Source organism: Rathayibacter sp. AC182, from assembly GCF_979253875.1.
Genome location: NZ_CEEDEK010000005.1, coordinates 719,887 through 744,895, shown reverse-complemented (window position 1 = coordinate 744,895; position 25,009 = coordinate 719,887). Strand labels below are relative to the sequence as shown.

The window sequence follows — 25,009 nt, the reverse complement described above, 5'->3', positions numbered from 1 at the left end:
TCCCGCGACTTCTGGAGGAGCGCGGCGCGCGCCCGCGCCTCAGCCCACGTGCACCGCAGGCCGCCGCACCGGGTCCGGCTCGGCGCGCCGCAGCACCTCGCGCGTCACCGGCGCCACCTCGCCCGCCCCCGTGATCAGGAAGCGGAACATGTTCGACAGCGGGCTCCCCTCCGTCCACTCGAAGTAGATCTCGGGGATCACGCCCGTCTCGGAGCGGATCTCGAGCAGCACCGCGGCCAGCGTGTTCGGCACGTTGCCGCTGCTCACCTGCAGCACGCGGAAGCCGTGCCGCACGACTCCGCGCACCTCCAGGTCCTCCTCGAAGTTGGACGAGTCTGCGCGGTGCACCTCGAGGAACAGCACGGGCGAGCGGGCCGGGATGTTGCTGTCGCGCCGCTCCTCGCTGAGCTTCGTGCGGTACTCCTGCTCCGAGTCCTCGTCGGGTTCGTGCGAGACGATGCGGATCACTCCGTAGTCGTCGGCGTCGGAGCGGACGAAGGCCAGCGCCTGATCGTCGAGCACGACGGAGGTCGCGCGCAGCTGGAACGACCGCTGCACCCGCGAGATCAAGGAGACGACGACGATGCCGACGATGAAGACCGCCGCGATCCTCACTCCATCGGGCCGCTCGATCACGTTGACGACCGTCGTGTAGACGAAGACGAGCGCGATCAGCGCGAAGCCGACGGTGCGCTTGCGCTGCCGCTGGCGCCGGGCCGAGAGGAACACGGCGACGGACGCCGAGGTGATCAGCACGAGCACGCCCGTCGCGTAGGCCCCGCCCTGCGCGTTGACGTCGGCCTCGAAGAGGATCGTGATGAGGAACGCGATCGCGGTGAACACGAGCACCAGCGGCCGCACGGCGGCGGCCCACTGCGGAGCCATGCCGTAGCGCGGCAGGTACCGCGGCACGATGTTCAGCAGCCCGGCCATCGCGGAGGCGCCCGCGAACCAGAGGATGCAGATGGTGCTGACGTCGTAGACCGTGCCGAAGCCGTCGCCGAGGTACTCGTGCGCCAGGTAGGCGAGTGCGCGTCCGCTCGCCTCGCCGCCGGGCTGGAACTGCGCCTGCGGGATCAGCAGCGTCGTCACGATGCTCGACGTGATCAGGAAGCTCGACATGATGATCGCCGCGGTCATCAGGGAGTCGGCTTGGCTCCGCGGATCCGCCCGGCCGGATTCGCGGGGGTGTCGCCGGGCGCGCCCGTGATCTGCGGCATCACCGCGACTCCGGTCTCGAAGCCCGAGCCCGAGCGCGAGCTTCGGGAACACGATCAGCGCGATCCCCACCATGACCAGCGGATTCCCGTGCTGCGTCGTCAGCGCGCTCCACCAGTCGGTGATCACCACCAGGTTCTCGGCCACGTGCCCGAACGACACCGCGATCACCACCAGGTTCAGGAGGAGGAACACGGCCACGAGGACGACCGCGATGCCGATCGCCTCCTTGAACCCCTTGAGGAACACGAGCCCGAGCAGCGCCACGAGTCCGAGGGTCAGCGGCACCTCGGCCCCCTCGAACCAGGCGGGCGCGAACGGGTTCTCGACCGCGTGCGCTGTGTGGCGTCGGCCGCCGAGAGTGTGATCGTGATCATGAAGTCGGTGGCCGCGAATCCGAGCAGCACCAGCACGAAGAGCTTGCCGCCCCACCAGGGCAGCAGCCGCTCCAGCATCGCGATCGAGCCCTCGCCGCGGAAGCTCTCGCGCGCGACGCGGCGGTAGACCGGCAGCGCGCCGAACAGCGTCAGCAGCACGAGCACGATCGTGGCGAGCGGCGAGAGCAGCCCCGCGGCGACGGCCGCGATCGCCGGCTGGTAGCCGAGGGTCGAGAAGTAGTCGACGCCCGTGACGGCACATCACCCGCCACCACGAGTGCGTCTTCTCGACGGTGGTCGCGTGCGGGCCCTGGTGCGCTCCGGAGTCCTCGGACAGGCCGGTGAGCATCCAGGCGCGGAGGGCGCGGCGCTTCACGGGCAAAGGAGGAGTGGGAGTGGCGGCGGCGCGCGCCGGAGAGGAGGTCACCTCCCGTTTCTACGCCCCGCGAGGGGGCCGCCAGGACCGTTCCGGGAAATCACCCGTGAGGATTCCGTAGGGATTTCGGCTGTGAGGGCGCTTCCGGCTCCGCTGCGCCCGCAGAGCGGAGGCCGGAGGCGGGGATCGACGCAGATCCGCGACTCCGCTCGGCCTTCGTCCTGCCGGTGGTCACCAGTCCACGAGCGCGTCGAGGTCCTCCGCGACGAAGATGCAGAACGGATGCCCCGCCGGGTCCGCGAGGACGTACAGCGCCTCCTCCGGATCGCCGCTCTGGTCGTCGATCACCTCGGCGCCCAGCGCCAGGGCCCGCTCGCGCTGCCGCTCGAGCTCGGCGACGTCCGCGACCATCAGGTCGAAGTGCAGCTGCTGAGGGCGTGGCCCTCCGGCCAGGTGGCATGCGGCAACCGGTCGACGCGCTGGAACGCGATCCTCACGCCCTCGGGCGTGCGCAGCGCCACCCACTCCGCGCGGTCGTCGGACCCGTCGGCCGGCGGCTCGTCGCCCGGCCGGTAGCGGCCGCCGAGGAGGTCGGCGTAGAACGCCGCGAGACCTCGCGCATCCTCGGTGTCGAGCACGATCTGACGCAGTCGCAGGGTCATGGCGGCAGGCTACGCCGCGTCCGATCGCGCCGACAGGGGCCCGGACGTCCGCGCGGCCCGCGCAGTCCGCGACCGAGGTCGGGATCACCGCCGAGTGCCGGGAACGCGGGTTCACCGCATCTCGCCCTCGGTTGCGCACACCCCGTCGCGGCGTCCGTCGGATGCCGGAGCGCTGCCGCGTCGCTCAGCGGCTCGGCGGAGCGCCGGCCCCCGCGCCACCCGGCGCCGCCCCCGCGGTCGGAGTCGTCGTCGTGTCGACCCGCGCGGTCAGCGCCACGGAGTAGCCGGAGTCGACGTCGCCGGTCGTCGTGCCGAGCTGCAGCGCGCCTCCGTCGTCACCGAAGACGTTGTCGTCCTCGAGGGACACCTGCGCGAGGTTCGCCGTCGATCCGGCGTACGTGTCGAGCGGCGTAGACCGCGGCAGGCGTCCGCGGGGAGGGCGACCTGCGAGGTCGCGATCGCGTTCGCCGAGTCGGTGATCGAGGCGACGTCGGGGTAGACCTCGAAGTGGATGTGGGGCCAGCGACCGGTAGCAGGCCGGGACGACCGAGGTGAACGTGACGGAGCCGCTCGCGTCGGCGACCTGCACCCCGCGGAGGTACGTCTCGTCCTCGACCCCGGAGGAGTACATCGAGTAGTTCCCGTCGGCGTCGCAGTGCCAGACGTAGACCGCCGCACCCGCGAACGGCACGTCGCCGTTCGCCGTGTCGAGGATCGTGAGGGTCAGCGCCATCGGGACGCCCGCGGCCGTCGCTCCGCCGTCGATGCTCGAGCGGATGTCGCTGCGCACGACTCCGGCGTTCTCGAGGACATCGGCTCCGTTCGAGCCGTCGCCCGGGTACGGGCCCGCGGTCTCGTCGGGGATCTCGCCGGTCGCCGTCGTGGTGCCGCCTCCGGTCGCGGCCGAGGAGGTGCCGGTGCTTCCGCCCGCCGCGGAGCTGCCCGCGCCCGTGGTGCACGCCGCGAGCCCCCATCGTGGCCGCGCCGACGCCGATCAGCGCCAGCACCCCCGTCGGCCGACGAGCGTGCCGACGTCGAAGAGCAGCCCCTGATCGACGACCTCCTCGCCGGGTCGGTCGAGGCGCCGCCCCTGGTAGGCGGGGCCGTCGGGCGTGAGGTCGGGCTCGGGGATGCGGGTCATGGGGTCCTCCTCGGACGTCGTCTGCAGGACCGACACTGGCCGCCGCGGCTATGAGCGCCCGATGAGGCTCCGATGACCCGCTGAGGAGGGCGGCCCGCGCCGCCTCCCGCAGGCCGCACCCGCTAGCGGACATGTCCGCCGCCGGACACCGTCCCGGAGCTACCGTTCCGGCATGTCCGAACCGCGCCCCGTCTCCCGCCGCACCGTGACCGCAGCCGCCTGGTCGGCCCCCGTCGTCGTCGCCGCCGTCGGGAGTCCGCTCGCGGCGGCCAGCGGCGAGACGCCGACGCTCAGCGCGAGGGCCGGCGCACTGTCCGTCTACCCGCCGGGCGGGACCTTCCAGGAGGTCTACTTCCGGAACGAGAGCGGCTCCGCGATCGACCCGAACACCCTGACCCTGTTCATCCCGACGGCCGGTCAGGGCTGGACCTGGCAGGGGTTCGGCGGGGACCGTCGTGGGACTACGCGCCGGGAGGGTTCACGTCGACGTCCTTCACCTTCCGCTACTCGGCCGGCCTCGCCCCCGACCAGGAGACGGAGCTCTTCTACTTCCTCGCGAGCAACTGGACTCCGGGGTGGAACCCGCCCCGACGGCCGTGCTCACCGCGACAGCTCCGGGCTTCACGCCCTGCGTGGTCGTGACCCCGATCCCGTACTAGGAGCGGCCGGGGCCGGTGGTCCAGGGCTTCGTCCGGGCGCGACGGTTCAGGAAACCCGCGCGTCCCAGGATCGCGAGGATCACCGCGGTCTTCGCGTCGGCGTACGCGTTCATGTCGTCCCAGCGGCTCCGCATCAGCTCGCGCTTGACGCCCTCGTAGAGCGCCCGATCGACAGGGTCCGAGCGGAGGCGGTCCCGCAGCAGGAGGTACGCGTCGACCGCCGCGGCGCCCCGTTGGTACACGTGCACGTGCACGTCGCGGGCCGGGGTCCGCACGAGGCGGTGACCCGGCTCGCGCACCCGCAGCTCGTAGCCGGCGGCCAGGAGGGCGTCGAGGTGGTCCTCCTCGGCGGTGATGTCGTCGACGACCAGCACGAGGTCGATGATCGGCTTCGCCGCGAGCCCGGGGACCGCCGTCGATCCGGATGTGCTCGACCCGCGCATCCGGCAGCACGTCGAGGATGCGCCGGCGGTGCTCCTCGAAGACCTCGGGCCAGCGCTCGTCGTACTCCTGCAGAGGGACCTCGAGCGGCTCGACTCCGCCGATCAGCTCGACCGCGGTGGCATCGGGGCGGCGGGGAGTCGTCACGGTCCCATCCTGGTGCCGCTCGGCCCGCCGGGGAGGCGCAGCACCGGGGAGCCGCCGTAGGGTCGCGACATGACCACTCGCCGACCGCGACCGGCGCCGACCGCGCCGGCTCGCTGCTGTCGGTGCTCGGAGTCGTCGGCGCCGCCGTCTGCGGGATCCTCGGGGCGGCAGGAGCCCCGTTGTCGCTGCTCGCCTTCGCGGCCTGCACAGCGACGTACCGCGGCTTCCTCCTCGCCCTGAACGACCCGCCCCTCGACTGCCTCGCCCGCCCCGGAGTACGCACTCGTCTGGTGGTTCCTGCTCGTGGGAGCCGGAGCGGCTTGCTCCTTCCTCGCCCTCGTCCTCGGTGCACGGCCGCGGTGGGACGGGCGGTCCTCCCACGCCCTCGCGCAGGGAGCGGCCGCCTTCCTCGTGCTGGGGGCGGTCACCGTCGTCGGCGCGATCGCGGGCCTCCCGCTCCGCTGACCCGGCCGAGCGCGTCGCCGGGAGGACCGAGAAGGACGTGCGGAAGATCTCACGCCCTCCTCGGGGGTTCCAGCAGCTGAGAATCTCTCCCGAACAGCCGGATAGTAGGAGCTACCCGTTCCCCAGCGGATCCGCAGCGCCTCCGCGCTCGGTCCGCGCCTCGTCAGAGAGACCTCCGTGCCCGGATCCGCACCACTCGCCCGCTTCTCCTTCCGCTCCAGGATCGCCGTCGCTCTCGCGGCGGTGGTGGTCGCGGCCGGTCTCGTCGCCGTGCCGACGGCGGCCTCCGCCGCGCCCCCCGGCGTTCCCGACTCCGCCGCCTGCGGGGAGGCCGGAGTGGTGAACTTCGACGTCGCAGCGGCTCCCGACCAGGTGGAGTGCCGCTACACGAACCGCAGCACGGACGGGATCGGCGGCGCCCCGGACACGTTCACGGTCCCGTCCAACACCCACTCTCTGGACGTCACGGTGCACGGAGGCCGCAACGGTGGGCTCGCGACGGCGACCCTCGCCGTCCAGCCCGGGCAGGTCCTCCAGGTCAACGTCGGAGGCCGGGGCGAGGACGGCGGCAGCGGGCTGGTGCACCTCAAGAGGCGCCCGCTGGGCGGATGGAACGGCGGCGGCACCGGCGGCACCGACGGCTTCACCTGCTACATCAACCGCTGCGGCGACGGCGGCAACGGAGCGACCGACGTGCGGACCGGCTCCTTCGGCCTCGCCGATCGCGTCCTCGTCGCGGGCGGTGCGGGCGAGAACGGCGGCACCTACAGCACCGGCGGAGGCCTGAACGGCACCGACGGCTCGTCGGAGGGGACCAACAGCCTCTACGAGGGCAAGGGCGGCGGTGGAAGCCAGACGAACGGCGGATACGGCGGCGGCAACGCGGGCGCCGGCGGATTCGGCGGTGGCGGCGGCGGCGGCGACGGCAAGCCCACGATCGGCACCCAGGCGATCGGCGGCGGCGGCTGGCGGCGGCTGGTACGGCGGCGGCGGCGGCAGCGGCCGCTACTACGGCTTCGCCTTCCTCATCTACTACGCGGGCTCCGGTGGCGGCGGCAGCGGACATGCGGGCGCCGGAACTGAACGTCGTCTACGGCGAGGCGAGCTTCGAGCACGCCCACGTCGTCATCCGCTCGATCCCCGACGACTTCACCACGACCACCACGGTGACCTCGTCGCCGAACCCGTCGAACGTCGGCGACGACATCACCTTCTCCGTCACGACCACCACGGCCGATCCGTCCCGGATCCCGCTCGGAGGAGGCGAGGTCCTGGTCCAGTACAAGGTCGACTTCCGCACGCACGGCGGCTACCTGTTCCTCCGCGCTCCGCTGGTCATCGAGCCCGGCAGTCCCGGTCGCGGGACGGCGACGATCACGATGGACAGGTCGAACTCGCAGGGTCTGAACGACTACACCGACCCCGCCGTGCTCTGGGCGTCGTACTCCGGCTACTCGCAGAAGCGGAGCGACGGGACCTACACGGTCCTCCCCAGCCAGTCGGCCGATCGCACGCAGAAGATCGTCCGCCCGCCGGTGGTCGTCGTCCCGGTCGCTCAGACGATCGCCTTCCCCGAGCCGTCCGGCCTCCGCCTCGGCGGTCCCGACGTCGCCCTGGGGGCGACGGCGTCCTCCGCTCTGCCCGTCGAGTACCTCAGCAGCACCCCGGACGTCTGCGCGGTGACGGAGGCGAACGCCGTCCGTGCCCTGACCGGAGGGCTCTGCGAGATCGTCGCGGTCCAGGGCGGCGACCAGTCGTTCCTGCCGGCGCCGTCGATCGAGCGGTCCGTCACGATCGCCCGGCTTCCGCAGACGCTCTCCTTCCAGCCCTACACGGGCGACAACGCCGCGTCGGGCAACGCTCAGATCGGGGCCTCGTCGTCCCTGAACCGACAGGTGGTCTTCTCGTCGCTGACTCCCGAAGTCTGCGAGGTCACCACCCGCGGCATGCACAACACCCAGTCGTTCGGCAACGCCCGCACGCTCGAGGCGGGCACGTGCACGGTCGCGGCGGACCAGGCCGGAGACGCGGGTGCCGAACCGGCGGCGCAGATCCGGACCAGCTTCGAGCTGGTGAGGCTGGGGCAGGAGGTGTCCTTCCGGGTTCCGGAGGGCGTCCGGCCCGGCGATGACGACGTCCTGCTCTACGCGGGGTCGAACCACGGGCTCCCGGTGACGGTCACGACCTCGACGCCCACCGTCTGCACGATCGACGCCGATGCCTTCGTCCGGCCTCTCTCCGTCGGCACCTGCACGGTGAGCGTCGACCGCGGCACCGATCTCTACCTCCTCGCCGAGCGCTTCACTCGGTCGGTTCGAGATCGTCCGGGAGAAGCAGAGCATCACCTTCGACTACCCGCACGGACAGCAGTCCCCGCGAGGCGGCACCTACACGCCCGTGGCGTCGGCGTCGTCCGGACTGCCGGTGGTCTTCGGCGCGACCGGAGGATGCACGATCGCCGAGGGCGTCGTGACCTTCACCGAGGTCGGCGAGGTGTGCACGGTCACGGCCGATCAGCCGGGCACCGCCGGATTCGAGCCGGCGCAGCAGATGCTCGTCACGTTCACGGTCGCCAAGGAACCGCAGGCGATCACGCTCACCTCGACCACCCCGGCCACGGGCGAGGTCGGCGGGTCCTTCGTCGTCACGGCGACGGCCGGCTCTGGCCTTCCCGTGAACGTCGCCGCCTACGACGCGTGCTCCACGAAGCGCGACTCCGAGGGTCGCGACGTGGTGACCTTCACCGCGGTCGGCACCTGCACGTTCTACGCCTACCAGCTCGGGGACTTCTACTGGGCCGCGGCGCCGACGACCCTGCACACCATCGAGGTCGGGCTCCCGGGCCGGACGATCGCCTTCACCTCGAGCCCTCCCGCGACGGCTGCGCCCGGTGACACGTACGCCGTGACCGCGGCGGGCGGCGCCTCCGGGCAGCCCGTGCTGATCGGCGCGACCGGTGCCTGCACGATCGCCGATGCGGTCGTGACCTTCACCGGGACCGGCACCTGCACGATCACCGCGGACCAGGCGGGGGACGACCGCTTCCAAGCGGCGGCTCAGGTCTCGCAGACCGTGGCGGTCGGGCTGCTCGAGGGCTCCGTGTCCTTCGGCGGCGCTCCCGCGGACGCCCGCGTCGGCGGCTCCTCCACCCCGGTGATCGTCCGCGGTCCGTCGAGCGCGGATCCGGTGCTGACCGCGTCGGGTGCCTGCTCGGTCGCCTCCGAGTCGTGTCGTACGACTCCGCGGGCACCTGCGCGCTCACGCTGGACCAGGCGGGCGACGCGCGGTACGGCGCGGGCTCCCGTGCGGTCCGCTCGTTCGAGGTCGGCCTCCTCGCCCAGTCGCTGAGCTTCACCTCGACGGCTCCCGCGACGGCGGTGGCCGGCGGCACATACACGCCGACCGCCACGGGCGGCGCGTCGGGGAAGCCCGTGCTGATGGGCGCGAGCGGGTCGTGCGCGATCGAGGACGGAGTCGTGACCTTCACCGGGAGCGGCACCTGCACGATCACCGCGGACCAGGCGGGGGACGACCGCCACGCGGCGGCTGCGCAGGTCTCGCAGTCGATCGCGGTCGGCCTCGCCGCGGGCACCGTCTCCTTCGGCGGCGAGGCCCCTCGGGGCGACGGTCGGCCAGTCCTCCGCCCCGGTGATCGTCCGCGGCCCGTCGAGTGCGGAACCGGTGCTGACGGCCTCGGGCGCCTGCTCGGCCGTCGGGAGTCGTGTCGTACGACTCGGCCGGCACCTGCACGCTGACGCTCGACCAGGCGGGCGACGCCCGTCACGGAGCCGCTCCGCAGGCCGTGCGCACGTTCGAGATCGCGCGGGTCGGCCAGACCCTCGCGTTCACCTCGGCGGCGCCCGCCGCGGTCAGGGCGGCGCGGCGTGCACGCCGACGGTGCGCGCGGGCGCGTCCAGTGCTCCGGTCGTCCTGGGCACGACGACCCCCGCGGTCTGCTCGGTGGCGAACGGCTCGGTGACCTTCACCGCCGCCGGCACCTGCCAGCTCACGGCCGACCAGGCCGGGGACGCGACCCACGAGGCGGCGCCGCGAGCGACGCAGTCCGTCACCGTGACGGCGGCCGCCCCGGTCGTCAGGGAGGGCGCAGACCATCGCGTTCACGACGACGATGCCGAAGGCACCTGAGCGAGGGATCGCCTACCCGGTCGCGGCCACCGCGACGTCCGGCAACCCGGTGACGTTCTCGGCGAAGGGGAGCTGCACGATCGCGCCGACCGGCAGCGGCACCGCCGCGGTCAAGCTCACCGGAGCGGCGACCTGCACCGTCACGGCGGTGCAGCCCGGTGACGCCGTCTGGCTCGCGGCTCCTGCTGCGACCCAGACGCTGAAGGTGAGCGCGTCGACCCGGGCCGACCTGAAGATCGCCATGGCCCTCACCCCGGGTCGCCCCGCGACCGCCCCGGTCTCGGGCACGGTGACGATCACGAACGTCGGCACCGGGACGCGGGCGACCACCACCACCCGGGTGACGGTCTGGCTCCCGTCGCCGATGCCCCCGGCGCGGTGCGGACTCCGGGCAAGGCCAAGGGCACCACCGTGCTCACCTGGACCGCGCCCAGTGTCGGGGTGGGGCAGAGCATCAGCTACCCGGTGACGCTCGCCACCTCGCCCGAGGACGACGACGATCGACGCCAAGGTGTCGACCTCCGCCGCCGATCCGACGCCGGCGAACAACTCCGTGAGCCGCACGGTCCGCTAGGCGACGACGGAGGCCGCGCAGCCGCTCCCTCCCGGAGGGGCTCGCGCGGCCTCCGTGCCGTCGTCGGCGCGATCGCGGGCCTCCCGCTCCGCTGAGACGCGGACGGGCCGGAGGATCGCCCCCTCCGGCCCGCAGGAGCTACGCCGCCTCCTCCTGCACGTGCTTCTCGACCTTGTTCGCGCGCGCATTCGGCACGGTGTGGGTCATGACGAGGCCCTCGACGTCGCGCGGGCCGTTGTGACCGAGGTTCGCGAGGCGGGCGAGCTCGTCCTCGGACAGCGTCTGCGACTGCAGCGGAGGCAGGTCCTTCACCTCGTCCAGCGTGATGCCGAGGCCCTCGCCGACGCGGCGGCCGAGGTCGTCCTCCACGAGGTAGAAGTGCCAGAGCATCCGCTCCTGCACGGGGCGGGCCGCCTGCGAGATCAGGTCGACGAAGTTCGCCACCAGGTCGTCGCGCTCCCGCTCCTCCATCAGCAGGTAGCGCTGGCCGGCCTGGGTGTAGTCGTTCGTGCGCGGGATCCGCTTGCGGGTGAGGCGGCCGGTGATCTCGGGGCCCTGGTCGTCGTGGGTCGGGTACTGCGCCTCGCGCAGCCCGCCGGTGATCGAGGGCTCGTAGTTCACGTGCGGGTTCTCGCCGCCGTGGTCCTGGGTGGAACGCCATCTGCCCGTCGCGCTGATTGGTCGCGACGTGCACGTTCTTCGGCGCGTTCACCGGCAGCTGCAGGTAGTTCGGGCCCACGCGGTAGCGCTGGGTATCGGAGTAGGAGAACGTGCGCCCGACCAGCATCTTGTCGTCCGAGAAGTCGAGGCCGTCGACCAGGACGCCGGTGCCGAACGAGAGCTGCTCGTTCTCGGCGAAGTGGTTGGTGACGTTGCGGTTCAGCACCATCCTCCCGACCGTCTTCGGCGGGAACTCGTTCTCGGGCCACACCTTGGTGTCGTCGAGCGGATCGAAGTCGAGCTCGGGGTGGTCGTGGTCGTCCATCAGCTGCACGCGCAGCTCCCACTCCGGGTGCTCGCCGCGCTCGATGGCCTCGTAGAGGTCCTTCGACGCGTGGCCGAGGTCGCCGCCCTGCACGACCGCGGCGTCGGCCTCGGTCATGCTGCTGACGCCCACGGAGGGGATCCAGTGGTACTGGACCAGCTTCGTGTCGCCCGCGGCGTTCACCCACTTGTAGGTGTTCACTCCGAAGCCCTGCTGGTGGCGGTAGTCGGCCGGGATGCCGCGGGGGCTGAACAGGTTGACCAGCATGTGCATCGACTCCGGCGTCTGCGACATGACAGTCGAAGATGCGCGCGGGCTCCCGCCGGAACGTGACGGGGTCGGGCTTGAGCGAGTGGATGACGTCGGGGAACTTGATGGCGTCGCGGATGAAGAAGACGCCGAGGTTGTTGCCCACGAGGTCCCAGTTGCCGTCCTCGGTGTAGAACTTCACCGCGAAGCCGCGGGGGTCGCGCGCGGCCTCCGAGGAGTCGCGGCCGCCGATCACGGTCGAGAAGCGGATCGCGACATCGGTGCGCTTCCTCCTCCTGGAACAGCTTCGCGCGGGTGTACCGCGCGATCGGCTCGTCGCCCCAGGTGCCGGTCGCCCTCGAAGTAGCCGAAGGCGACGGCGCCGCGGGCGTGCACCACCCGCTCGGGGATCCGCTCGCGGTCGAAGTGGCTGATCTTCTCGAGGAACTGGTAGTTCTCGAGCGTCGCGGGGCCGCGGCCCCGACGGTGCGCTGGTTCTGGTTGTCGTAGACGGGGTGGCCCTGACGGTTGGTCAGAACCTGCGGTCATCGCCCTCGGCGGGCGGCTGGGAGGAGACGTCGGTCATGGATCAGATGTCTTCTCAGGTGGCGGTCCCCTCCATCCGATCAGAGACGTCCGACGGTCGCGCCGGGCTGACGGGGCACGGGAGGCGATCCACACGGCGCTCGCATCATCAGCCGAGGAGGGGGCCCGTCGGCGTCAGCGGTCAGCCCCTGCTCCTGGCTGAGGTTCTGCAGCACCGCCTCCTCGCCACCGGCTCCGATCCGACGCGCGGCTCACCGGTCCGAGCTGACGTGCACCGTCTCGCCCTCCAAGACGAAGCGGAGTCCGCTGCCGTCCTCGAACGCCTCGCGCAGCTCCCCGGGGAGCGAGGGCGAGACGGTCAGCTGCGCCGTGGCGGGGAAGGACCGCGCGCTGCAGCCGCTGAAGACGATGCCGGACGCGTCGGTCTCGGCCGGGACCACGTACAGGCACGAGCCGCCGTCCTCGCCGCTGGGCCGCTTCACCATCCGGAGGCCGTGGAAGACGTCGGACGCGAGGGTGTCCTCGGAGCCGCCCCAGCCGGCGAGGTCGTCGGCGGGCGACAGTCGCAGTGTCGCCACCTCGCGGTCGTCGGGAGCGGCGGCCCAGGTCGTCACCCGGCTCCGAGGAGCGCCGCGGCGACGAGGGACGCCGCCCAGAGGAACGGGATGCGGCGACCGGGGCGGGCGGGCGGATCGTCGAGGAGCGCGGCCTCGAGAGCCGTCGGAGGCCGACCGGCTCGGAGGAGCCGCATGTGTCCGCGGAGCCGCCGCTCCGCCCTCGCAGCGCCCGCAGCCGCTCCCACTCCGCGGGTCCCAGGTCGGGGCGGCGCGCGGAGGCCCGACGCTGCAGCGCGCGGAGCTCGTCGTGCGGCGCCTCGTCCATGCTCCGAAGTGTGCCACCGCGTCAGCGGCGGACGGCCTCCGACACCGCCTCGACCGCCTGGTCGACCGCGGCGCGCCGGGCGCCGTCGTCCTCCTGCTCGGACTCGTGGACGAAGGCGGTCACGCCCTGCACGGCCCCGCAGTAGTCGACGATCCCGTGCTCGATCTGCGTCCGCAGGGCCTGCTCGTAGCCGTGGCGGTCGTAGACGCCGGCGTCGTCCCCGGCGATCGGCATCGAGGTGCACGGTGAGAGCGCCGAGGCGGCGGCCGCATCCCTCCGGCCGGGTCGATCGAGAAGGCCCAGCCGTCGACGAAGACGCGGTCGATCCAGCCCTTCAGCAGGGCCGGCATCGACCACCAGTACACGGGGAAGACGAGCACGAGGTGCTCGGCGCCGTCGAGCCGCCGCTGCTCGCGGGCGACGTCCTCGGAGAAGTCTCCGGCCACCCGGTGGAGGTGCCGATCCGCGGCGGAGAACCGCGGATCGAAGCCCTCGGCGGCCAGGTCGGCGACCTCGACGGAGCCGACCGCCGCGGCGATCCTCCGCGCGATCGTCGAGGTGAGCGATTCCGGATCGGGGTGAGCGGTGACGATGAGCGTGTTCACCCGGCCCATCCAACCGGGTCCCTCCTGGGACCGTCCCGGGTCAGGCGGGCTCGGGGTAGTTCAGGAAGTCGAGGTCCGGCATGTCCGTCATCTCGTCGCTCCAGGAGGGGCGCGACGGCTGCATCCGCTGCGTCTCGGCCTCGATGTGGGAGAGGACGGCCTCGTCGACCGGCTCCTCGCCGTGGCTGTTCTCGACCGGGGTCGACCAGAGCTGGCTGGCGGGTCCGATGAGGAGGTGGGCGTAGGCGCTGCTCCCGCCCTCGGTGATGACCGGCACGGTGACGACGTCCGACTTGCCGACATCGGCGAGGGCGCGCGCGTAGCGGAGGACGGCCTTGCACGTGACGTCGGCGACCAGCATGTGCCCGCTGGCGTAGTACAGCTTTCTCATGACCTCCACCCTGCGACGCCCGCGCGGGGTGCGCGGGGATTGTCCGCCGGCGCGGGTCTGCTCTACGCGCCGGCTCGAGATCGCCCGAGGCGTCCCGTTCCCGTCGAGGCGTCCCGCTGCTCGTGGACGTCTCGACGGCGCCGGACGCCTCGTCGGGTGGCGGCTCCGCGCCCGCACGATCGAGGGGTGCCCGAGGAGCCCCGCCTGATCGAGACCGCGCCGATCGAGACCGCGCCGGAACAGACCGCGCCGGGAGAGAACGCGCCGCAAGGAGACCGCGCTGATCGAGACCACGGCCGCCGATCCCGTGGCGCTGACGCTGTTCGCCCTGCAGGAGGCCGAGATCATGCGGCGCTACGGCGGCGACGACCCCGGGCCGCGCCCTGACCCGCGACGCCGACGCTCTTGCTCCGGGTCGACGGCGAGGTCGTCGGCTGCGTGGCGCTCGCCGCCGAGGACGAGGTCGGCGAGATCAAGCGGATGTTCGTGACCGAGCCGGCGCGCGGACGCGGCTTCAGCCGACTCCTGCTCGCCGCGGTCGAGGACCTCGCCGTCCGGCACGGGGTCGTGCTGCTCCGCCTGGTCACGGGCACGCAGCAGCCGGAGGCCGTGGCCCTGTACGAGAGCTCGGGCTACGAGCCGATCCCCGGCTTCGGCTACTGGGGCGACGCGCCCGAGAGCCTCTGCTTCGCGAAGACTTGGCCGACGGCTCCGGCCCTACCGCGACGTGCTCGCAACCGAGGTCGAACGGGCCGACGGCGCCCTCCTAGGCCGTGAGGGCCCTCCTGACCTCGGTTGCGTGCACGCTCACCCGCAGAACGGAGCCGAGCGCCCCGATCCGACCGTGATCGGCTCGATCCGGGCAGTCGGCCTCGTCTCCGCGGGCAGTGGGGCGGCCGGCCGGGGCCGCCACCGGGCCTCGAGAACGCGCCTCGGGGACGCGCTCGCGGCGAACGAGGGCTCGTCCGACGCGCCCGGCGGAGGGCATGAGTAAGTCTGAGGGCGGACGCCGGTGCGCGCTACGCCCGCCCGCAGTCTCCCCCTCCGCCGTCGCGGAGGTCCCCGACCTCCTGTGCAGACGCACTCGCGGCCGGAGCGACGCCCTTCCGCAGAGCCGGAGCGGCGGTCGCAGCACCGGATCGACCCGGTGCGCCCCCATGCCACGCACGTCCCGGCTCGACGCCGGCCCTCCTACCGGAAAGCACCCATGCGAAACGCCCGCACCGCCAAGCCCGCCCGCCACCACCTCGAACTGGCGGCTCCCAAGCCGCTCGAGAAGGGCGGTCTGCGCATCACCCCTCTGGGAGGTCTGGGCGAGATCGGCCGCAACATGACCGTCTTCGAGCACAAGGGCAAGCTGCTCATCGTCGACTGCGGCGTCCTCTTCCCCGAGGAGAACCAGCCCGGCATCGACGTGATCCTCCCCGACTTCGCCGCGATCCGCTCGCGCCTGAAGGACATCGAGGCGATCGTGCTGACCCACGGCCACGAGGACCACATCGGCGGTGTGCCGTACCTGCTCAAGGAGCGGGGCGACATCGCCGATCATCGCCTCGACCTTCACGCTCGCGCTGATCTCGGCGAAGCTGCAGGAGCACCGCATCACCCCGCGCACCCGCCCCGTCAAGGAGGGCGACCGCGTCGACGCCGGCGTGTTCGACCTCGAGTTCCTCGCCGTGAACCACTCGATCCCGGACGGCCTCGCCGTCGCGATCCGCACCGAGGCCGGCCTCGTGCTGCACACGGGCGACTTCAAGATGGACCAGTTCCCGCTCGACGGCCGCACCACCGACCTCCCCGGCTTCGCACGCCTGGGCGACGAGGGCGTCGACCTCTTCCTCGTCGACTCCACCAACGCCGACGTCCTCGGCTTCGCGATCTCGGAGGGCGACCTCGCCCCCGCGATCGACCAGGTGTTCCGCACCGCCCTCGCGCCGCATCGTCGTGTCGAGCGTCGCGAGCCACGTGCACCGCATCCAGCAGGTCCTCGACGCCGCGCACCGCCACGGCCGCAAGGTCGCGTTCGTCGGCCGCTCGATGGTCCGCAACATGGGCATCGCCGCCGACCTCGGCTACCTCAAGATCCCGGCGGGCCTCGTCGTCGACATGAAGGTGCTCGAGAAGCTCCCCGCGACCGAGATCGTCATGATCTGCACCGGGTCGCAGGGCGAGCCGATGGCCGCGCTCTCGCGCATGGCCAACAAGGACCACATCATCGACATCGGACTGGGCGACACCGTGCTGCTGGCCAGCTCGCTGATCCCCGGCAACGAGAACGCGATCTACCGCATCATCAACGCCTTCACCCGCTGGGGCGCGACCGTCGTGCACAAGGGCAACGCCAAGGTGCACGTCTCGGGGCACGCGAGCGCCGGCGAGCTCGCCTACTGCTACAACATCCTCCGCCCGACGCACGTGCTGCCCGTGCACGGCGAGTGGCGCCACCTCACCGCGAACGCCGCGATCGCGACGCGCACCGGCATCGACGAGAAGAACGTCTTCGTCATCGAGGACGGCGTCTCGATCGACCTCGTCAAGGGCCGTGCCCGCATGAGCGGCCGGATCGACGCCGACCACATCCTGGTCGACGGCACCACGATGGGTGTCGCCACCGAGGACGCCATGATCGACCGCCGCGTGCTGGCGGAGGAGGGCGCCATCACGGTGCTCGCCATCGCCGATCTCGACCGCGGCCTGCTCGGCGAGCCCGTCGAGTTCTTCACCCGCGGCTTCGTGGAGGAGCCCGGCTGGCAGGACAACGCCAGCAAGGCCATCGACGACGCCGTGCTCCAGGCCGCCGGCAAGCCGACCGACCGCGAGGCGCTCGAGAAGCTGATCACCCGCACGCTCGGCCGCTGGCTGACCCGTCGTCACCGCCGCAACCCGGTCATCACCACCATCGTCGTCGAGGAGTAGCCCCGAACCGTCCGAGCGCCCGTCCCCTGCAGAAGAGGGCGGGCGCTCAGTCGTGCTCGGTAGAATCGGAGGGATGTCCTCCCCGTCGCGCGCCTGTGCTCGAGCGGCGGCCGCGTTCCCGAACCGGCCGGTGCTGACCAAGCGCGCCTCCGGGACGAACGGGTGGCTGAGCTCGTGGGGCACCAACGCGCACGGCGAGATCGCCGGCTGCCCGCCGCCGCGCGCATAGACCGCGCCCGCCCCTCCTCGGAGACAGCGGTCGCGTTCCCGCGCCCGCCACCTCTCCGATCGGACGATCCCATGGCTCACCACGACCTGCCCGCCGACCAGGCACCGCACTCCATCTGGCGGGGCTGCCGCCAGACCCTCCAGAAGGACACCGTCGGAGGGGCGTTCCTCCTCACTGCGACGCGTGCTCGCGCTGATCATCGCGAACAGCCCCGCGTCCTCGCTCTACGAGGCGGTGCGCGACTTCCGCTTCGGTCCGGAGGCGCTGCACCTGAACCTCAGCGTCGGCTCGTGGGCGGCCGACGGCCTGCTCGCGATCTTCTTCTTCGTCGTCGGCCTCGAGCTCAAGGAGGAGTTCGTCGCGGGCTCGCTGCGGAACCCGCGGACCGCGCTCGTGCCGATCGTGGCGGCGGTCGGCGGAGTCGTCACTCCGGCCCTGATCTTCGTCGCCGTGAACCTGCAGCGCGGGGGAGCGGCGCTGGACGGCTGGGCCATCCCCGCCGCCACCGACATCGCCTTCGCCGTGGCCGTGATCGCGGTCGTCGGCCGGTTCCTCCCGCCGGCTCTGCGCACGTTCCTCCTGACGCTGGCGGTCGTGGACGACGCTCATCGCGATCACGATCATCGCCGTCTTCTACACGGCCGGCATCGACGCGCTGATGCTGGGACTCGCGCTGATCCCGCTCGCGGTCTTCGCCGTCTCGCGTGCAGCGCGGCGTGCGCGTGGTGGGTGCTGATCCCGTTGGGCGTCGCGGACGTGGGCGCTGGTGCACGCCTCCGGGGTGCACGCGACCGTCGCCGGCGTGCTGCTGGGCTTCATGGTGCCGGTCGCCGCGACCGCTCGGGCTCGGGTGCAGGTGGGGACCGATGCGGCCGGGAAGCCTCTGTACGACGGGCTCGCCGCGCACTTCGCCGACCGCTGGAGCGTGCTGTCGACCGCGTTCGCCGTGCCCGTCTTCGCCTTCTTCTCGGCCGGAGTGACGGTCGGCGGTCTCGCGGGGCTGGCGGAGTCGTTCCAGGACACGATCGCGCTGGGCATCATCGCGGGCCTCGTGCTCGGCAAGCCGATCGGCATCGTCGGCAGCACCTTCCTGCTCACCCGGTTCCGCGGGATCTCGCTCGACCCGTCGCTCCTGATGGATCGACATGCTCGGCATGGCGTTCGTCGCGGGCATCGGATTCACGGTGTCGCTGCTCGTGGGCGAGCTCTCGTTCGGCGCCGGCAGCGAGTCCGACGACCACGTGAAGGTGGGCGTGCTGGCCGGCTCGCTCCTCGCGGCGGTCATCGGCGGCGCGATCCTTGCGGTGCGGAACCGCCGCTACCGCGCAGTGCCGGGACCGTCGGTCGCGTCCGACGCCTGAGTCGCCTCTCCCTGCGCTCCTGAGGAGTCGCTGTTCGATCTGCAGGGGATCCTGTGCGGAAGGCGTGTTCCTCCGTCGACGGGGCTCGCGCGGGGGTGGATCCCCGCAGAGGGTGCGGACCGTGCGGATCCCCGCAGATGGTGCGGACCCCTGCAGATGGTGCGGACCCTGCAGACAGGAGCTCCGATCGTCGGCGTCCCCCTCGGGGTGGCCCTCCGTGAACCGTCTCATTTAGAGTGTTCACGTTCACATTCCGTGCGAAGACGCGCGAATCCGCGGAGCCCTGCGGTTCGGTCGTCGACGCCGCACCGATCACGAGGGCTTCTGCATGACACGATCACGATCGGCGGTGAGGATCGCGCTGGCGATCGGCACCGTCGCCGCCACGGCGCTGCTCGGCGCCACGGTTCCGAGCTCCGCCTTCGGAGCGACGGAGACTCCACTGCTCCACTACACGTTCGACTCGGCCCCCGCCGGGACCACCATCGCCGACGCGAGCGGCAACGGCTACGACGCGACGCTGCGTCGCACCGGAGCGGAGGTCCGCAACGGCGCGATCAGCTTCCTCGGTGGATCCGCCGCCGCCGCGCCGTACCTCGAGATCCCCACCGCGCCGCTCGTCGGCAAGAAGGACCTCACCTTCTCCACCTGGCTCTCGCCCCGCTCCGGAGCGGCGAACACGGCCGCCGCGTTCGTCGGCGCCTCTGTCGCGAGCGGCGCGTCGTTCTCCTCCGGCTACTGGCTGCTGAACCCCACGAACACCGCGGGCTACGTGAAGTCCGTCGTCACGAACTCGGTCAACGCCGGCGCCCCCTGGGGCACCGAGGGCCCCGGAGCGACGAACGCCGCGACCTCGGGAGCGCGGACTCCCGCGGGCCTGTCGCTGTACACGACCGTCATCGACGGGACGAACGGCAACACTGAAGGTCTATGTCAACGGCACTCAGATCGGCACGACCACGACGATCGCCCGCAACGTCTCCTCGTTCGGCTCCTCCCTCGTCGCCTACCTGGCCCGTTCGACCTACGCGGACGCGGGCTGGAACGGCGACATCGACGACTTCGCCGTCTACGGCAGCGCCCTCAGCGGTGAGTCCGTGAGCGCGCTCTACTCCTCCGAGGCGCTCGACCGCGCCGTCGCCTCGGTGTCGATCCCGACCGAGGCCACCGCGAGCTTCCCGCTGCCCGCCACCGCGAGCGGAGTCGCCATCGCCTGGCGCTCGAGCAGCCCCGCGATCGCGGTGAACGGAGCGACGGCCACGGTCGTCCGCCCCGCAGCGGGCTCGCCCGACGCGGCCGTGGTCCTCACCGCGACCTACTCCGTCGGCGGCGGCACCCACTCCGTCGACTACCCGGTGACGGTGAAGGCCGAGCTCGCCGACTCCGCGAAGGTGCAGGGCGACCTCGACGCGCTCGCGATCCCGAACGTCGGCGACATCCGCACGAACGTGTCGGTGCCCTCGACCGGCGCGCTCGGCTCGAGCATCGCGTGGTCCGTCGTCAGCCCGACCGGCGCCTCGATCCGCGAGGGCAGCGCCGCGGGCACGAAGACCATCGACGTCGACCGCCCCGCCGCGGGCGGCACCCCGCGATCGACGTCGTGGTCCGCGCCACGGCGACCAGCGGATCGGTGAGCCGCACGCGCGACTTCACCCTCCGCGTCCAGCCGCTCCCCGTCGGGACCGAGGACACCGAGGCCTACGTCTGGGCGTTCTTCACCGGAGAGGGCGACGGCGCCGAGCAGGTCAGCCTCGCCGCCTCGAAGGGCGACGACGCGCTCTCGTGGAACACGCTGAACGGCGGCACGCCCGTCTTCTCGTCGGACCAGGGCACGAAGGGCCTGCGCGACCCGTTCATCATCCGGTCGAACGAGGGCGACAAGTTCTTCATGCTCGCGACCGACCTCAAGATCGCCGGCCTCGCGGGCGGCTTCGACACGTCGCAGAAGTCGGGCTCGAAGCACATCGAGGTGTGGGAGTCGACCGACCTCGTGAACTGGTCCGAGCAGCGGCACGTGAAGGTGTCCTCCGACTTCGTCGGCAACACCTGGGCGCCGGAGGCGTACTGGGACGACGCGCTCGACACCTACGTGGTGTTCTGGGCCTCGAACATCTACCCGACCACGAACACCGCCGACCGCACCTCCGTCACCTACAACCGGATGATGTACGCGACCACCGACGACTTCGTCACCTTCTCGGAGGCGAAGCCGTGGATCGACGTGCAGCGCGGTGCGGGTCGCGGCACGATCGACTCGACCATCGCCGAGGAGGACGGCGTCTACTACCGCTTCACCAAGGACGAGGCGTCGATGACGCTGCGCCAGGAGAAGAGCACCGACCTGCTGGCCACCGTCTGCGCGCTGCCTGGGCCGACCGGCCCCGCGGACGAGTGGACGCCGATCAAGGAGCGTCGCGTCGGGCCTGCCCAACGGCTCGGGCGGCACCTTCACCAGCGGTGAGGGCCTCGAACGTCTTCCCCGCCAACGAGGGCGACGTGAACGGCCTGGACTGGTTCCTCTTCATCGACCAGCCCGACTACCACCAGGGACCGAACCACTACGTGCCGTTCGGCACCGACGAGCTCGCGGACGGCGACTCGTGGCAGCCGCTCGGCTCGAAGCTGGCGGCGAACCTGCCGCAGAACGCCGACGGAGGCAAGCCGCCACGGCACGGTGATCCCGGTCACTCGCGCCGAGTACCAGAAGGCGCTCGAGGGCTTCGCACCCGGCATCGCCGTCGCCTCGGTCGCTCCGCTGACCGCGACGACCGCGCCCGGCACCGCGCCCGTCGCTGCCGCGCGCCGTGATCACCACGGGCCGCCGGCACCACGAGCACGGTCGACGTCGCGTGGGACGCGGTCGCGCCCGCCTCCTACGCCTCGGCCCGGACCTTCACGGTCTCGGGAGTGGCGCAGGACGCGTCGCGCCTGCCGGTGCAGGCCACCGTCACCGTGCAGTCGTCGCTGAAGGTGTCGGCCACGGCCTCGACCCGCCGCCCGCGGGCAAGGTCGTGCTGACGGTCGTCGCCCGCAACGGCGACACCGTGCCGATGGACGTCTCGATCCGCACCTCGGAGGGCGTGAAGACGTTCGCCGGAGTGAAGCCCGGAGCGAGCGCGTCGGCCGCCTACACGGTGCGCTCGACGCAGCTCGCCGCGGGCGAGGCGACGGTCACCGCGACGGCGACGGTCGGCGGCCGGCCGTCACCGCGACGACGACGGCGCCGTACGCGGCGCGCATGCGGCTGATCGGGCGGCGCTGACCACCGACGGAAGCCCGCTCCGGTGCGGCGGGCTTCCGCCGTTGTCGGGGGCGGGTCGCCGTGTCCATCCGTCCCGAGCGGTTGCCTCTCGCGATCGACTCGGAGGGGGAACGGCTGTCCTGCTGAGTCGATCCGGCGATCGGTCCCCCCGACCACTCCCGGGCGACCGTCTGCGACGGATCGACGCCCGCCGTTCCCCCTCCCGTCGAAGGGTGCTACTGCTCGCGCTCGGCGACCGCCGCCCCGGACGTGCAGCACCACCTCGCTCCGCTGGGCGCTGATCGCGGCGGCCGCGCTCCTCGCGTCGAGCGCGCTGCAGCTGCAAGCGGCGACGCAGCGCTGGGTGACGGCGAGCGGAACGCGGGCGCCGACGGACCGGTCGATCGAGGACCATCTTTTCGACTACTCGATGCCCGCCGAGCCGTGGAGGCGGTCGGGACGGCCGCGCCGGTCTTCGGAGTCGGCACGCTGCTCCTCGCTGCCGGCGTCCTCGCGCTGATGCGGGCGCTGTCGCCCCGGGTCCTGCTCCGGCGGCGGTCGCGGTGGCCGCGGTCTTCGCGTCAACGGGGTGCACGCCGTCGTGTCGGGGCTGCCGGGACGCCGACCTCCGCTCGGGGCGACATGGCTCCAGCTCGTGCTCAGCATCGTCCCGGTCGTCGGGCTCGTGGCCCTGGCCGTCGCGGTGCTCCGTCGCGCCCTGTCGCTGGCGGCCGCGTACGTCCTCCCTGCTGGGGAGCAGCTTGCCGGGCAGCTCATCGCGATCTTCTCGATCGCCCCGATGCTCATGGGCTACGCGTCGCACGACACCACGCCGTGGAGCGAGGCCGTCATCGCGGCCACGACGGGAGCGGCGGGGCTGGCGGCACTGGCTCATCGGCGGCGGTGTCGGCACTCCGAGCGGCAGGGCCTGAGCCGGTCGCTCAGTCGACGGCTGCGGGCGCCGGGACCGGCCACTGGACATGGTGTCCCTCGAGCGCGGAGGCGAAACACGCCATTGCTAGCCTCCGCTCACTTCGCCGATACCACGAGAGGAGCTCGATGAGCGCGACGGAAGCAGTGGGGGCGCGATTCTGGCGCCGGGCGAGTGCCGTGTGGTCGAGACCCGGTCGCACCGTCTCCGGCCGGGGCCTCGCAGTGCGGCATCGCACGGTGCGCGTCGGAGATCCCAGCGACGAGACGCCTTCGAGATGCGACCGGCTCCGCGCGCTCGGTGATCGACTCGACCGTGCCCTCGGGGCGGATCCGGACCTGCGGGCGCCGGTCTTCTCCTCGGGGAATTCTCCACGAACGAAGCCGCGGTCTGGCTCTACCTCGACTCGGGGAGCTCGTTCCGGGGCTGCCACCGGACGGCGGTGACGATGCGCGAATGGGGCCGCACCATCTTCCGGGCGCCTCCGCGCTCAGGCTCTACCCCCCGCAGCGGATCGACGATGCCGGTCGGATCCTCGCAGGCGCGTCCGACGAGCGGTCCCGCGTCCTCTTCACCAACATGATCGATGGAATCGCACTACGCGCTCGAGCCGCTGTCTTCGCCGAGCAGGTCGCGCTGCTGCCGCGCAGGTCGCCGGTCCGATGCACCTCGAGTCTGGGGTGGCGCTGCGGTTCCCGTCCTCGATGCTCTCGCGACTCCTCGAGAACGGGTCCGAGGCGATCGGATCTGTCCTCGTCGACCTCGACCCGCAAGCGCTCTCCTTCGCCGCTGAGCTGGCCGTAGACGCGGGTCTCACCGATCGAGTGACAATCGTGAACGACAACATCGTCAGAGCGTGCCGACGGCTGCCTCGAGCATTTCCATCTGATCGACATGCTCGGCGTGTGGGAGCATGGCAGCGATCGTGCCTGCGAGGCCCTGATCCGATCCGCGCCTCGCCTGCCTCGCACCAGGCGGAAGCATCGTGGTCTCGAACATGCTGTCCGGTCGGCCGCAGCTGCTACTTCAACCAGCGCGGCGTCGGCTGGCCTGGTGGTCGTTCCGCGGTCGATCGACCGCATGGTCGACATCGCCCTCAGTAGCGGGTGGCTCCGGAGGACCTCGATGCCATCGTCCCTGAGGACGGTGTGTACGCGGTCATGGTCCTCACCGTCCGTCAGCGGCGGACGGATCGACCCTCTGTGGGGACGATGCCTACGCGGATGGCATCGACCGTCGGATGCTGCGGCAGCCGCTGACCCAGCGTCGGCCATGCCGACGACCCCGACGATCCGTCACATCCACGGCGTCGATCTGTCAGCGACCGACGTCCGCGGTGTCGCTTCGTCAGCGGTGGCTCCGGCGTCGGCCCGTCAGGAACGGTCGAGCCGGACCCGTCGATCCGGCGTGAACTGGCTGTCGGGACCGCGCCGGGGCGACCGTCCGCGACGATCGGGAGGCGCCGGCCTGCGGCGCCGTCGCCGAGAGAGTCGGGACGCGACTCTCAGCCGCCCGCGATCGATTCGGACGGCCCGGCCGTCACCTCGTCGACGATGCGGTGGAACGGCGTCGATCGCCTGCTCGGTGCCGATCCGCCCCGCGTCGACGCTGTCGGCGATGCGCAGGACCTCGAGCTGGAGGCTCGCGCGCGTCGCCTGTCGAGTGCCGCTGCGCCGATCGCTGCGGACGCCCGCACGCGCGCGACGATCGCGCCGACCTGCCATCTTCTGCTGCTGTTCACCATTCGATCCCCCTTCGCTGATCCTGAAGCTCTTCGAGCGAGAGGTAACCCCCGATTGGGGGGCTATTCGCGATGCGTCGGATCAGAGGTAGGATGCCCAGTCGATGATCACGGCCGCCGCAGGTAAAGCGCCGCGACGGCTCCGACGGCCTTCCCGGCGCGGTCGAGATCGCTGCGCGGAGTCGGCCGCGATGTCGGCGACGACGCGCAGCATCGCCTGGAGGAGCGCGATCACCGACGCCAGCAGCCACACCTTGAGCGCGACGTGCGCGCCGACGTCCATCAGCGTCAGCGTCAGCACCGGGACCAGCACCAGCACGATCGACAGCAGCACGAGCAGCAGGCCCCGGTGCGAGAGCTCGGTCGGGCCGAACGAGCCGGCGCGGAGCCAGGCGCGCAGGCGGGTGCGCCGTCGCGCATCCGCGGGTGCTCGATCGAGCAGCGCGTCGGCGTCCGGGCGCCGCCACGGCCTCCTCGTGCACCGCCACGGCCGCTTCGGTCGCCGTCACAGGAGGCAGGAGGAGCGCTCGGCGCGGGTGCGCGGATCGGGCGAGGGGCGAGGTGGTGCCGCACGGCGTCCTCCAGAGATCGTCTCGGCCGTCCACGGCCGTTCTCCCGCGCTGCGCGGCCCTCAGTCTCGTGAGACGGGGCCGGACCCGACAAGCTCCGCTTCCGGACACGTCCGCAAGAGGACACCCGGGCAGGGGCCGCCGCCGCATCAGAGAC

Annotated in this window: 29 protein-coding genes and 9 pseudogenes; 21 read left to right on the top strand and 17 right to left on the bottom strand. The window is 72.0% G+C overall.

From position 1 onward, the window contains the following. Positions 1-39: 39 nt before the first annotated feature. The 5 genes and pseudogenes from AC0CII_RS14595 to AC0CII_RS14575 form a co-directional block, all read right to left on the bottom strand. Positions 40-1,944: pseudogene (locus AC0CII_RS14595) on the bottom strand (APC family permease). A gap of 258 nt (positions 1,945-2,202) precedes the next feature. Next, entirely contained in the window at positions 2,203-2,496 is a 294-nt protein-coding gene (locus tag AC0CII_RS14590; protein WP_465229861.1) for a VOC family protein, read from the bottom strand. Further along, on the bottom strand, positions 2,382-2,633 hold the full coding sequence (locus AC0CII_RS14585; RefSeq protein ID WP_465229860.1) for a VOC family protein: 252 nt from the start codon (positions 2,631-2,633) through the stop codon (positions 2,382-2,384). The genes AC0CII_RS14590 and AC0CII_RS14585 overlap by 115 nt, the downstream gene beginning before the upstream one ends. 184 nt (positions 2,634-2,817) lie before the next feature. After that, positions 2,818-3,774 (bottom strand): annotated as a pseudogene (locus AC0CII_RS14580) (dioxygenase family protein). A 655-nt stretch (positions 3,775-4,429) separates the two neighbouring features. Then, entirely contained in the window at positions 4,430-4,807 is a 378-nt protein-coding gene (locus tag AC0CII_RS14575) for a GrpB family protein (protein ID WP_465229859.1), read from the bottom strand. Positions 4,808-4,814: 7 nt separating this feature from the next. Here AC0CII_RS14575 and AC0CII_RS14570 point away from each other — a divergent pair, with 7 nt between their 5' ends. The 5 genes from AC0CII_RS14570 (at position 4,815) to AC0CII_RS14550 (ending at position 9,241) form a co-directional block, all read left to right on the top strand. Beyond that, entirely contained in the window at positions 4,815-5,081 is a 267-nt protein-coding gene (locus AC0CII_RS14570; RefSeq protein WP_465229858.1) for a hypothetical protein, read from the top strand. Between the two features lie 243 nt (positions 5,082-5,324). Continuing rightward, complete coding sequence (locus AC0CII_RS14565; protein WP_465229857.1) at positions 5,325-5,486, top strand: hypothetical protein; 162 nt, start codon at positions 5,325-5,327, stop codon at positions 5,484-5,486. A gap of 177 nt (positions 5,487-5,663) precedes the next feature. Further along, a complete protein-coding gene (locus tag AC0CII_RS14560) occupies positions 5,664-6,569 on the top strand; it encodes a glycine-rich protein (protein ID WP_465229856.1) in 906 nt (301 codons plus the stop codon). Further along, entirely contained in the window at positions 6,551-8,380 is a 1,830-nt protein-coding gene (locus AC0CII_RS14555; protein ID WP_465229855.1) for a hypothetical protein, read from the top strand. Before AC0CII_RS14560 ends, AC0CII_RS14555 begins: the two co-directional genes overlap by 19 nt. A gap of 333 nt (positions 8,381-8,713) precedes the next feature. Beyond that, the gene (locus AC0CII_RS14550; RefSeq protein ID WP_465229854.1) at positions 8,714-9,241 is read left to right on the top strand and encodes a hypothetical protein; all 528 of its coding nucleotides are present in this window, start codon (positions 8,714-8,716) and stop codon (positions 9,239-9,241) included. A 114-nt stretch (positions 9,242-9,355) separates the two neighbouring features. Here the strand turns inward: AC0CII_RS14550 and AC0CII_RS14545 are convergent, their stop codons facing one another. Both AC0CII_RS14545 and AC0CII_RS14540 read right to left on the bottom strand, forming a co-directional pair. Further along, positions 9,356-9,556 carry a hypothetical protein gene (locus AC0CII_RS14545; RefSeq protein ID WP_465229853.1) on the bottom strand — a complete coding sequence of 67 codons (201 nt, stop codon included), beginning with the start codon at positions 9,554-9,556 and terminating at the stop codon, positions 9,356-9,358. 88 nt (positions 9,557-9,644) lie between these two features. After that, the gene (locus AC0CII_RS14540; protein WP_465229852.1) at positions 9,645-9,968 is read right to left on the bottom strand and encodes a hypothetical protein; all 324 of its coding nucleotides are present in this window, start codon (positions 9,966-9,968) and stop codon (positions 9,645-9,647) included. Positions 9,969-10,010: 42 nt separating this feature from the next. Here AC0CII_RS14540 and AC0CII_RS14535 point away from each other — a divergent pair, with 42 nt between their 5' ends. After that, positions 10,011-10,301 (top strand): hypothetical protein, encoded by a 291-nt coding sequence (locus AC0CII_RS14535; protein WP_465229851.1) that lies wholly within the window; start codon positions 10,011-10,013, stop codon positions 10,299-10,301. Positions 10,302-10,344: 43 nt separating this feature from the next. On the opposite strand, the gene AC0CII_RS14530 is transcribed toward AC0CII_RS14535, so the two are convergent. From AC0CII_RS14530 to AC0CII_RS14495, 8 genes and pseudogenes are all read right to left on the bottom strand, one after another. After that, positions 10,345-10,827, bottom strand: a complete 483-nt coding sequence (locus AC0CII_RS14530) for a catalase-related domain-containing protein (RefSeq protein ID WP_465229850.1) — start codon at positions 10,825-10,827, stop codon at positions 10,345-10,347. Positions 10,828-10,915: 88 nt separating this feature from the next. Continuing rightward, positions 10,916-11,458: pseudogene (locus AC0CII_RS14525) on the bottom strand (catalase); the annotation flags it as partial. A 91-nt stretch (positions 11,459-11,549) separates the two neighbouring features. Next, a pseudogene (locus tag AC0CII_RS14520) lies at positions 11,550-11,711 on the bottom strand (catalase); the annotation flags it as partial. Continuing rightward, complete coding sequence (locus AC0CII_RS14515) at positions 11,693-11,989, bottom strand: catalase (protein ID WP_465229849.1); 297 nt, start codon at positions 11,987-11,989, stop codon at positions 11,693-11,695. The gene AC0CII_RS14515 and the pseudogene AC0CII_RS14520, both read right to left, overlap by 19 nt. 248 nt (positions 11,990-12,237) lie before the next feature. After that, complete coding sequence (locus AC0CII_RS14510; RefSeq protein ID WP_465229848.1) at positions 12,238-12,564, bottom strand: hypothetical protein; 327 nt, start codon at positions 12,562-12,564, stop codon at positions 12,238-12,240. A 32-nt stretch (positions 12,565-12,596) separates the two neighbouring features. Further along, entirely contained in the window at positions 12,597-12,737 is a 141-nt protein-coding gene (locus tag AC0CII_RS14505) for a hypothetical protein (protein WP_465229846.1), read from the bottom strand. A 250-nt stretch (positions 12,738-12,987) separates the two neighbouring features. Then, the gene (locus tag AC0CII_RS14500) at positions 12,988-13,473 is read right to left on the bottom strand and encodes an NAD(P)H-dependent oxidoreductase (RefSeq protein WP_465229845.1); all 486 of its coding nucleotides are present in this window, start codon (positions 13,471-13,473) and stop codon (positions 12,988-12,990) included. Positions 13,474-13,513: 40 nt separating this feature from the next. Next, complete coding sequence (locus tag AC0CII_RS14495) at positions 13,514-13,864, bottom strand: hypothetical protein (RefSeq protein WP_207404322.1); 351 nt, start codon at positions 13,862-13,864, stop codon at positions 13,514-13,516. Positions 13,865-14,050: 186 nt separating this feature from the next. Between AC0CII_RS14495 and AC0CII_RS14490 the strand changes: the two genes are divergently transcribed. The 14 genes and pseudogenes from AC0CII_RS14490 (at position 14,051) to AC0CII_RS14425 (ending at position 21,618) form a co-directional block, all read left to right on the top strand. Continuing rightward, positions 14,051-14,251, top strand: coding sequence for a hypothetical protein (locus tag AC0CII_RS14490; RefSeq protein ID WP_465229844.1), 201 nt, complete (start codon positions 14,051-14,053; stop codon positions 14,249-14,251). Positions 14,252-14,269: 18 nt separating this feature from the next. Further along, positions 14,270-14,641 (top strand): GNAT family N-acetyltransferase, encoded by a 372-nt coding sequence (locus tag AC0CII_RS14485; RefSeq protein WP_465229843.1) that lies wholly within the window; start codon positions 14,270-14,272, stop codon positions 14,639-14,641. 430 nt (positions 14,642-15,071) lie between these two features. Beyond that, on the top strand, positions 15,072-15,974 hold the full coding sequence (locus AC0CII_RS14480) for an MBL fold metallo-hydrolase (protein WP_465229842.1): 903 nt from the start codon (positions 15,072-15,074) through the stop codon (positions 15,972-15,974). Then, a pseudogene (locus tag AC0CII_RS14475) lies at positions 15,857-16,288 on the top strand (RNase J family beta-CASP ribonuclease); the annotation flags it as partial. The gene AC0CII_RS14480 and the pseudogene AC0CII_RS14475, both read left to right, overlap by 118 nt. A gap of 126 nt (positions 16,289-16,414) precedes the next feature. Next, entirely contained in the window at positions 16,415-16,780 is a 366-nt protein-coding gene (locus AC0CII_RS14470; RefSeq protein ID WP_465230928.1) for a hypothetical protein, read from the top strand. 73 nt (positions 16,781-16,853) lie between these two features. Next, positions 16,854-17,009, top strand: coding sequence for a hypothetical protein (locus tag AC0CII_RS14465; RefSeq protein WP_465229841.1), 156 nt, complete (start codon positions 16,854-16,856; stop codon positions 17,007-17,009). Between the two features lie 183 nt (positions 17,010-17,192). Then, positions 17,193-17,552, top strand: a pseudogene (locus AC0CII_RS14460) (Na+/H+ antiporter NhaA); the annotation flags it as partial. A 223-nt stretch (positions 17,553-17,775) separates the two neighbouring features. Then, a pseudogene (locus AC0CII_RS14455) lies at positions 17,776-18,087 on the top strand (Na+/H+ antiporter NhaA); the annotation flags it as partial. Positions 18,088-18,154: 67 nt separating this feature from the next. Beyond that, a pseudogene (locus AC0CII_RS14450) lies at positions 18,155-18,250 on the top strand (Na+/H+ antiporter NhaA); the annotation flags it as partial. 1,040 nt (positions 18,251-19,290) lie between these two features. Continuing rightward, positions 19,291-19,413: pseudogene (locus AC0CII_RS14445) on the top strand (hypothetical protein); the annotation flags it as partial. 54 nt (positions 19,414-19,467) lie between these two features. Continuing rightward, entirely contained in the window at positions 19,468-20,004 is a 537-nt protein-coding gene (locus AC0CII_RS14440; protein ID WP_465229840.1) for an immunoglobulin-like domain-containing protein, read from the top strand. Further along, positions 19,971-20,831: a glycoside hydrolase family 43 protein gene (locus tag AC0CII_RS14435; RefSeq protein WP_465229839.1), complete on the top strand. Its 861-nt coding sequence runs from the start codon at positions 19,971-19,973 to the stop codon at positions 20,829-20,831. Before AC0CII_RS14440 ends, AC0CII_RS14435 begins: the two co-directional genes overlap by 34 nt. Before the next feature lie 35 nt (positions 20,832-20,866). Next, positions 20,867-21,178, top strand: coding sequence for a hypothetical protein (locus AC0CII_RS14430; RefSeq protein WP_465229838.1), 312 nt, complete (start codon positions 20,867-20,869; stop codon positions 21,176-21,178). Beyond that, positions 21,175-21,618, top strand: coding sequence for a hypothetical protein (locus AC0CII_RS14425; RefSeq protein WP_465229837.1), 444 nt, complete (start codon positions 21,175-21,177; stop codon positions 21,616-21,618). Before AC0CII_RS14430 ends, AC0CII_RS14425 begins: the two co-directional genes overlap by 4 nt. 229 nt (positions 21,619-21,847) lie before the next feature. Here the strand turns inward: AC0CII_RS14425 and AC0CII_RS14420 are convergent, their stop codons facing one another. Beyond that, positions 21,848-22,099 carry a hypothetical protein gene (locus AC0CII_RS14420; RefSeq protein WP_465229836.1) on the bottom strand — a complete coding sequence of 84 codons (252 nt, stop codon included), beginning with the start codon at positions 22,097-22,099 and terminating at the stop codon, positions 21,848-21,850. A 101-nt stretch (positions 22,100-22,200) separates the two neighbouring features. Between AC0CII_RS14420 and AC0CII_RS14415 the strand changes: the two genes are divergently transcribed. Continuing rightward, the gene (locus AC0CII_RS14415; RefSeq protein ID WP_465229835.1) at positions 22,201-22,674 is read left to right on the top strand and encodes a hypothetical protein; all 474 of its coding nucleotides are present in this window, start codon (positions 22,201-22,203) and stop codon (positions 22,672-22,674) included. A 1,691-nt stretch (positions 22,675-24,365) separates the two neighbouring features. Here AC0CII_RS14415 and AC0CII_RS14410 read toward each other — a convergent pair. After that, positions 24,366-24,617, bottom strand: coding sequence for a hypothetical protein (locus tag AC0CII_RS14410; RefSeq protein WP_465229834.1), 252 nt, complete (start codon positions 24,615-24,617; stop codon positions 24,366-24,368). Positions 24,618-25,009: the final 392 nt, after the last annotated feature.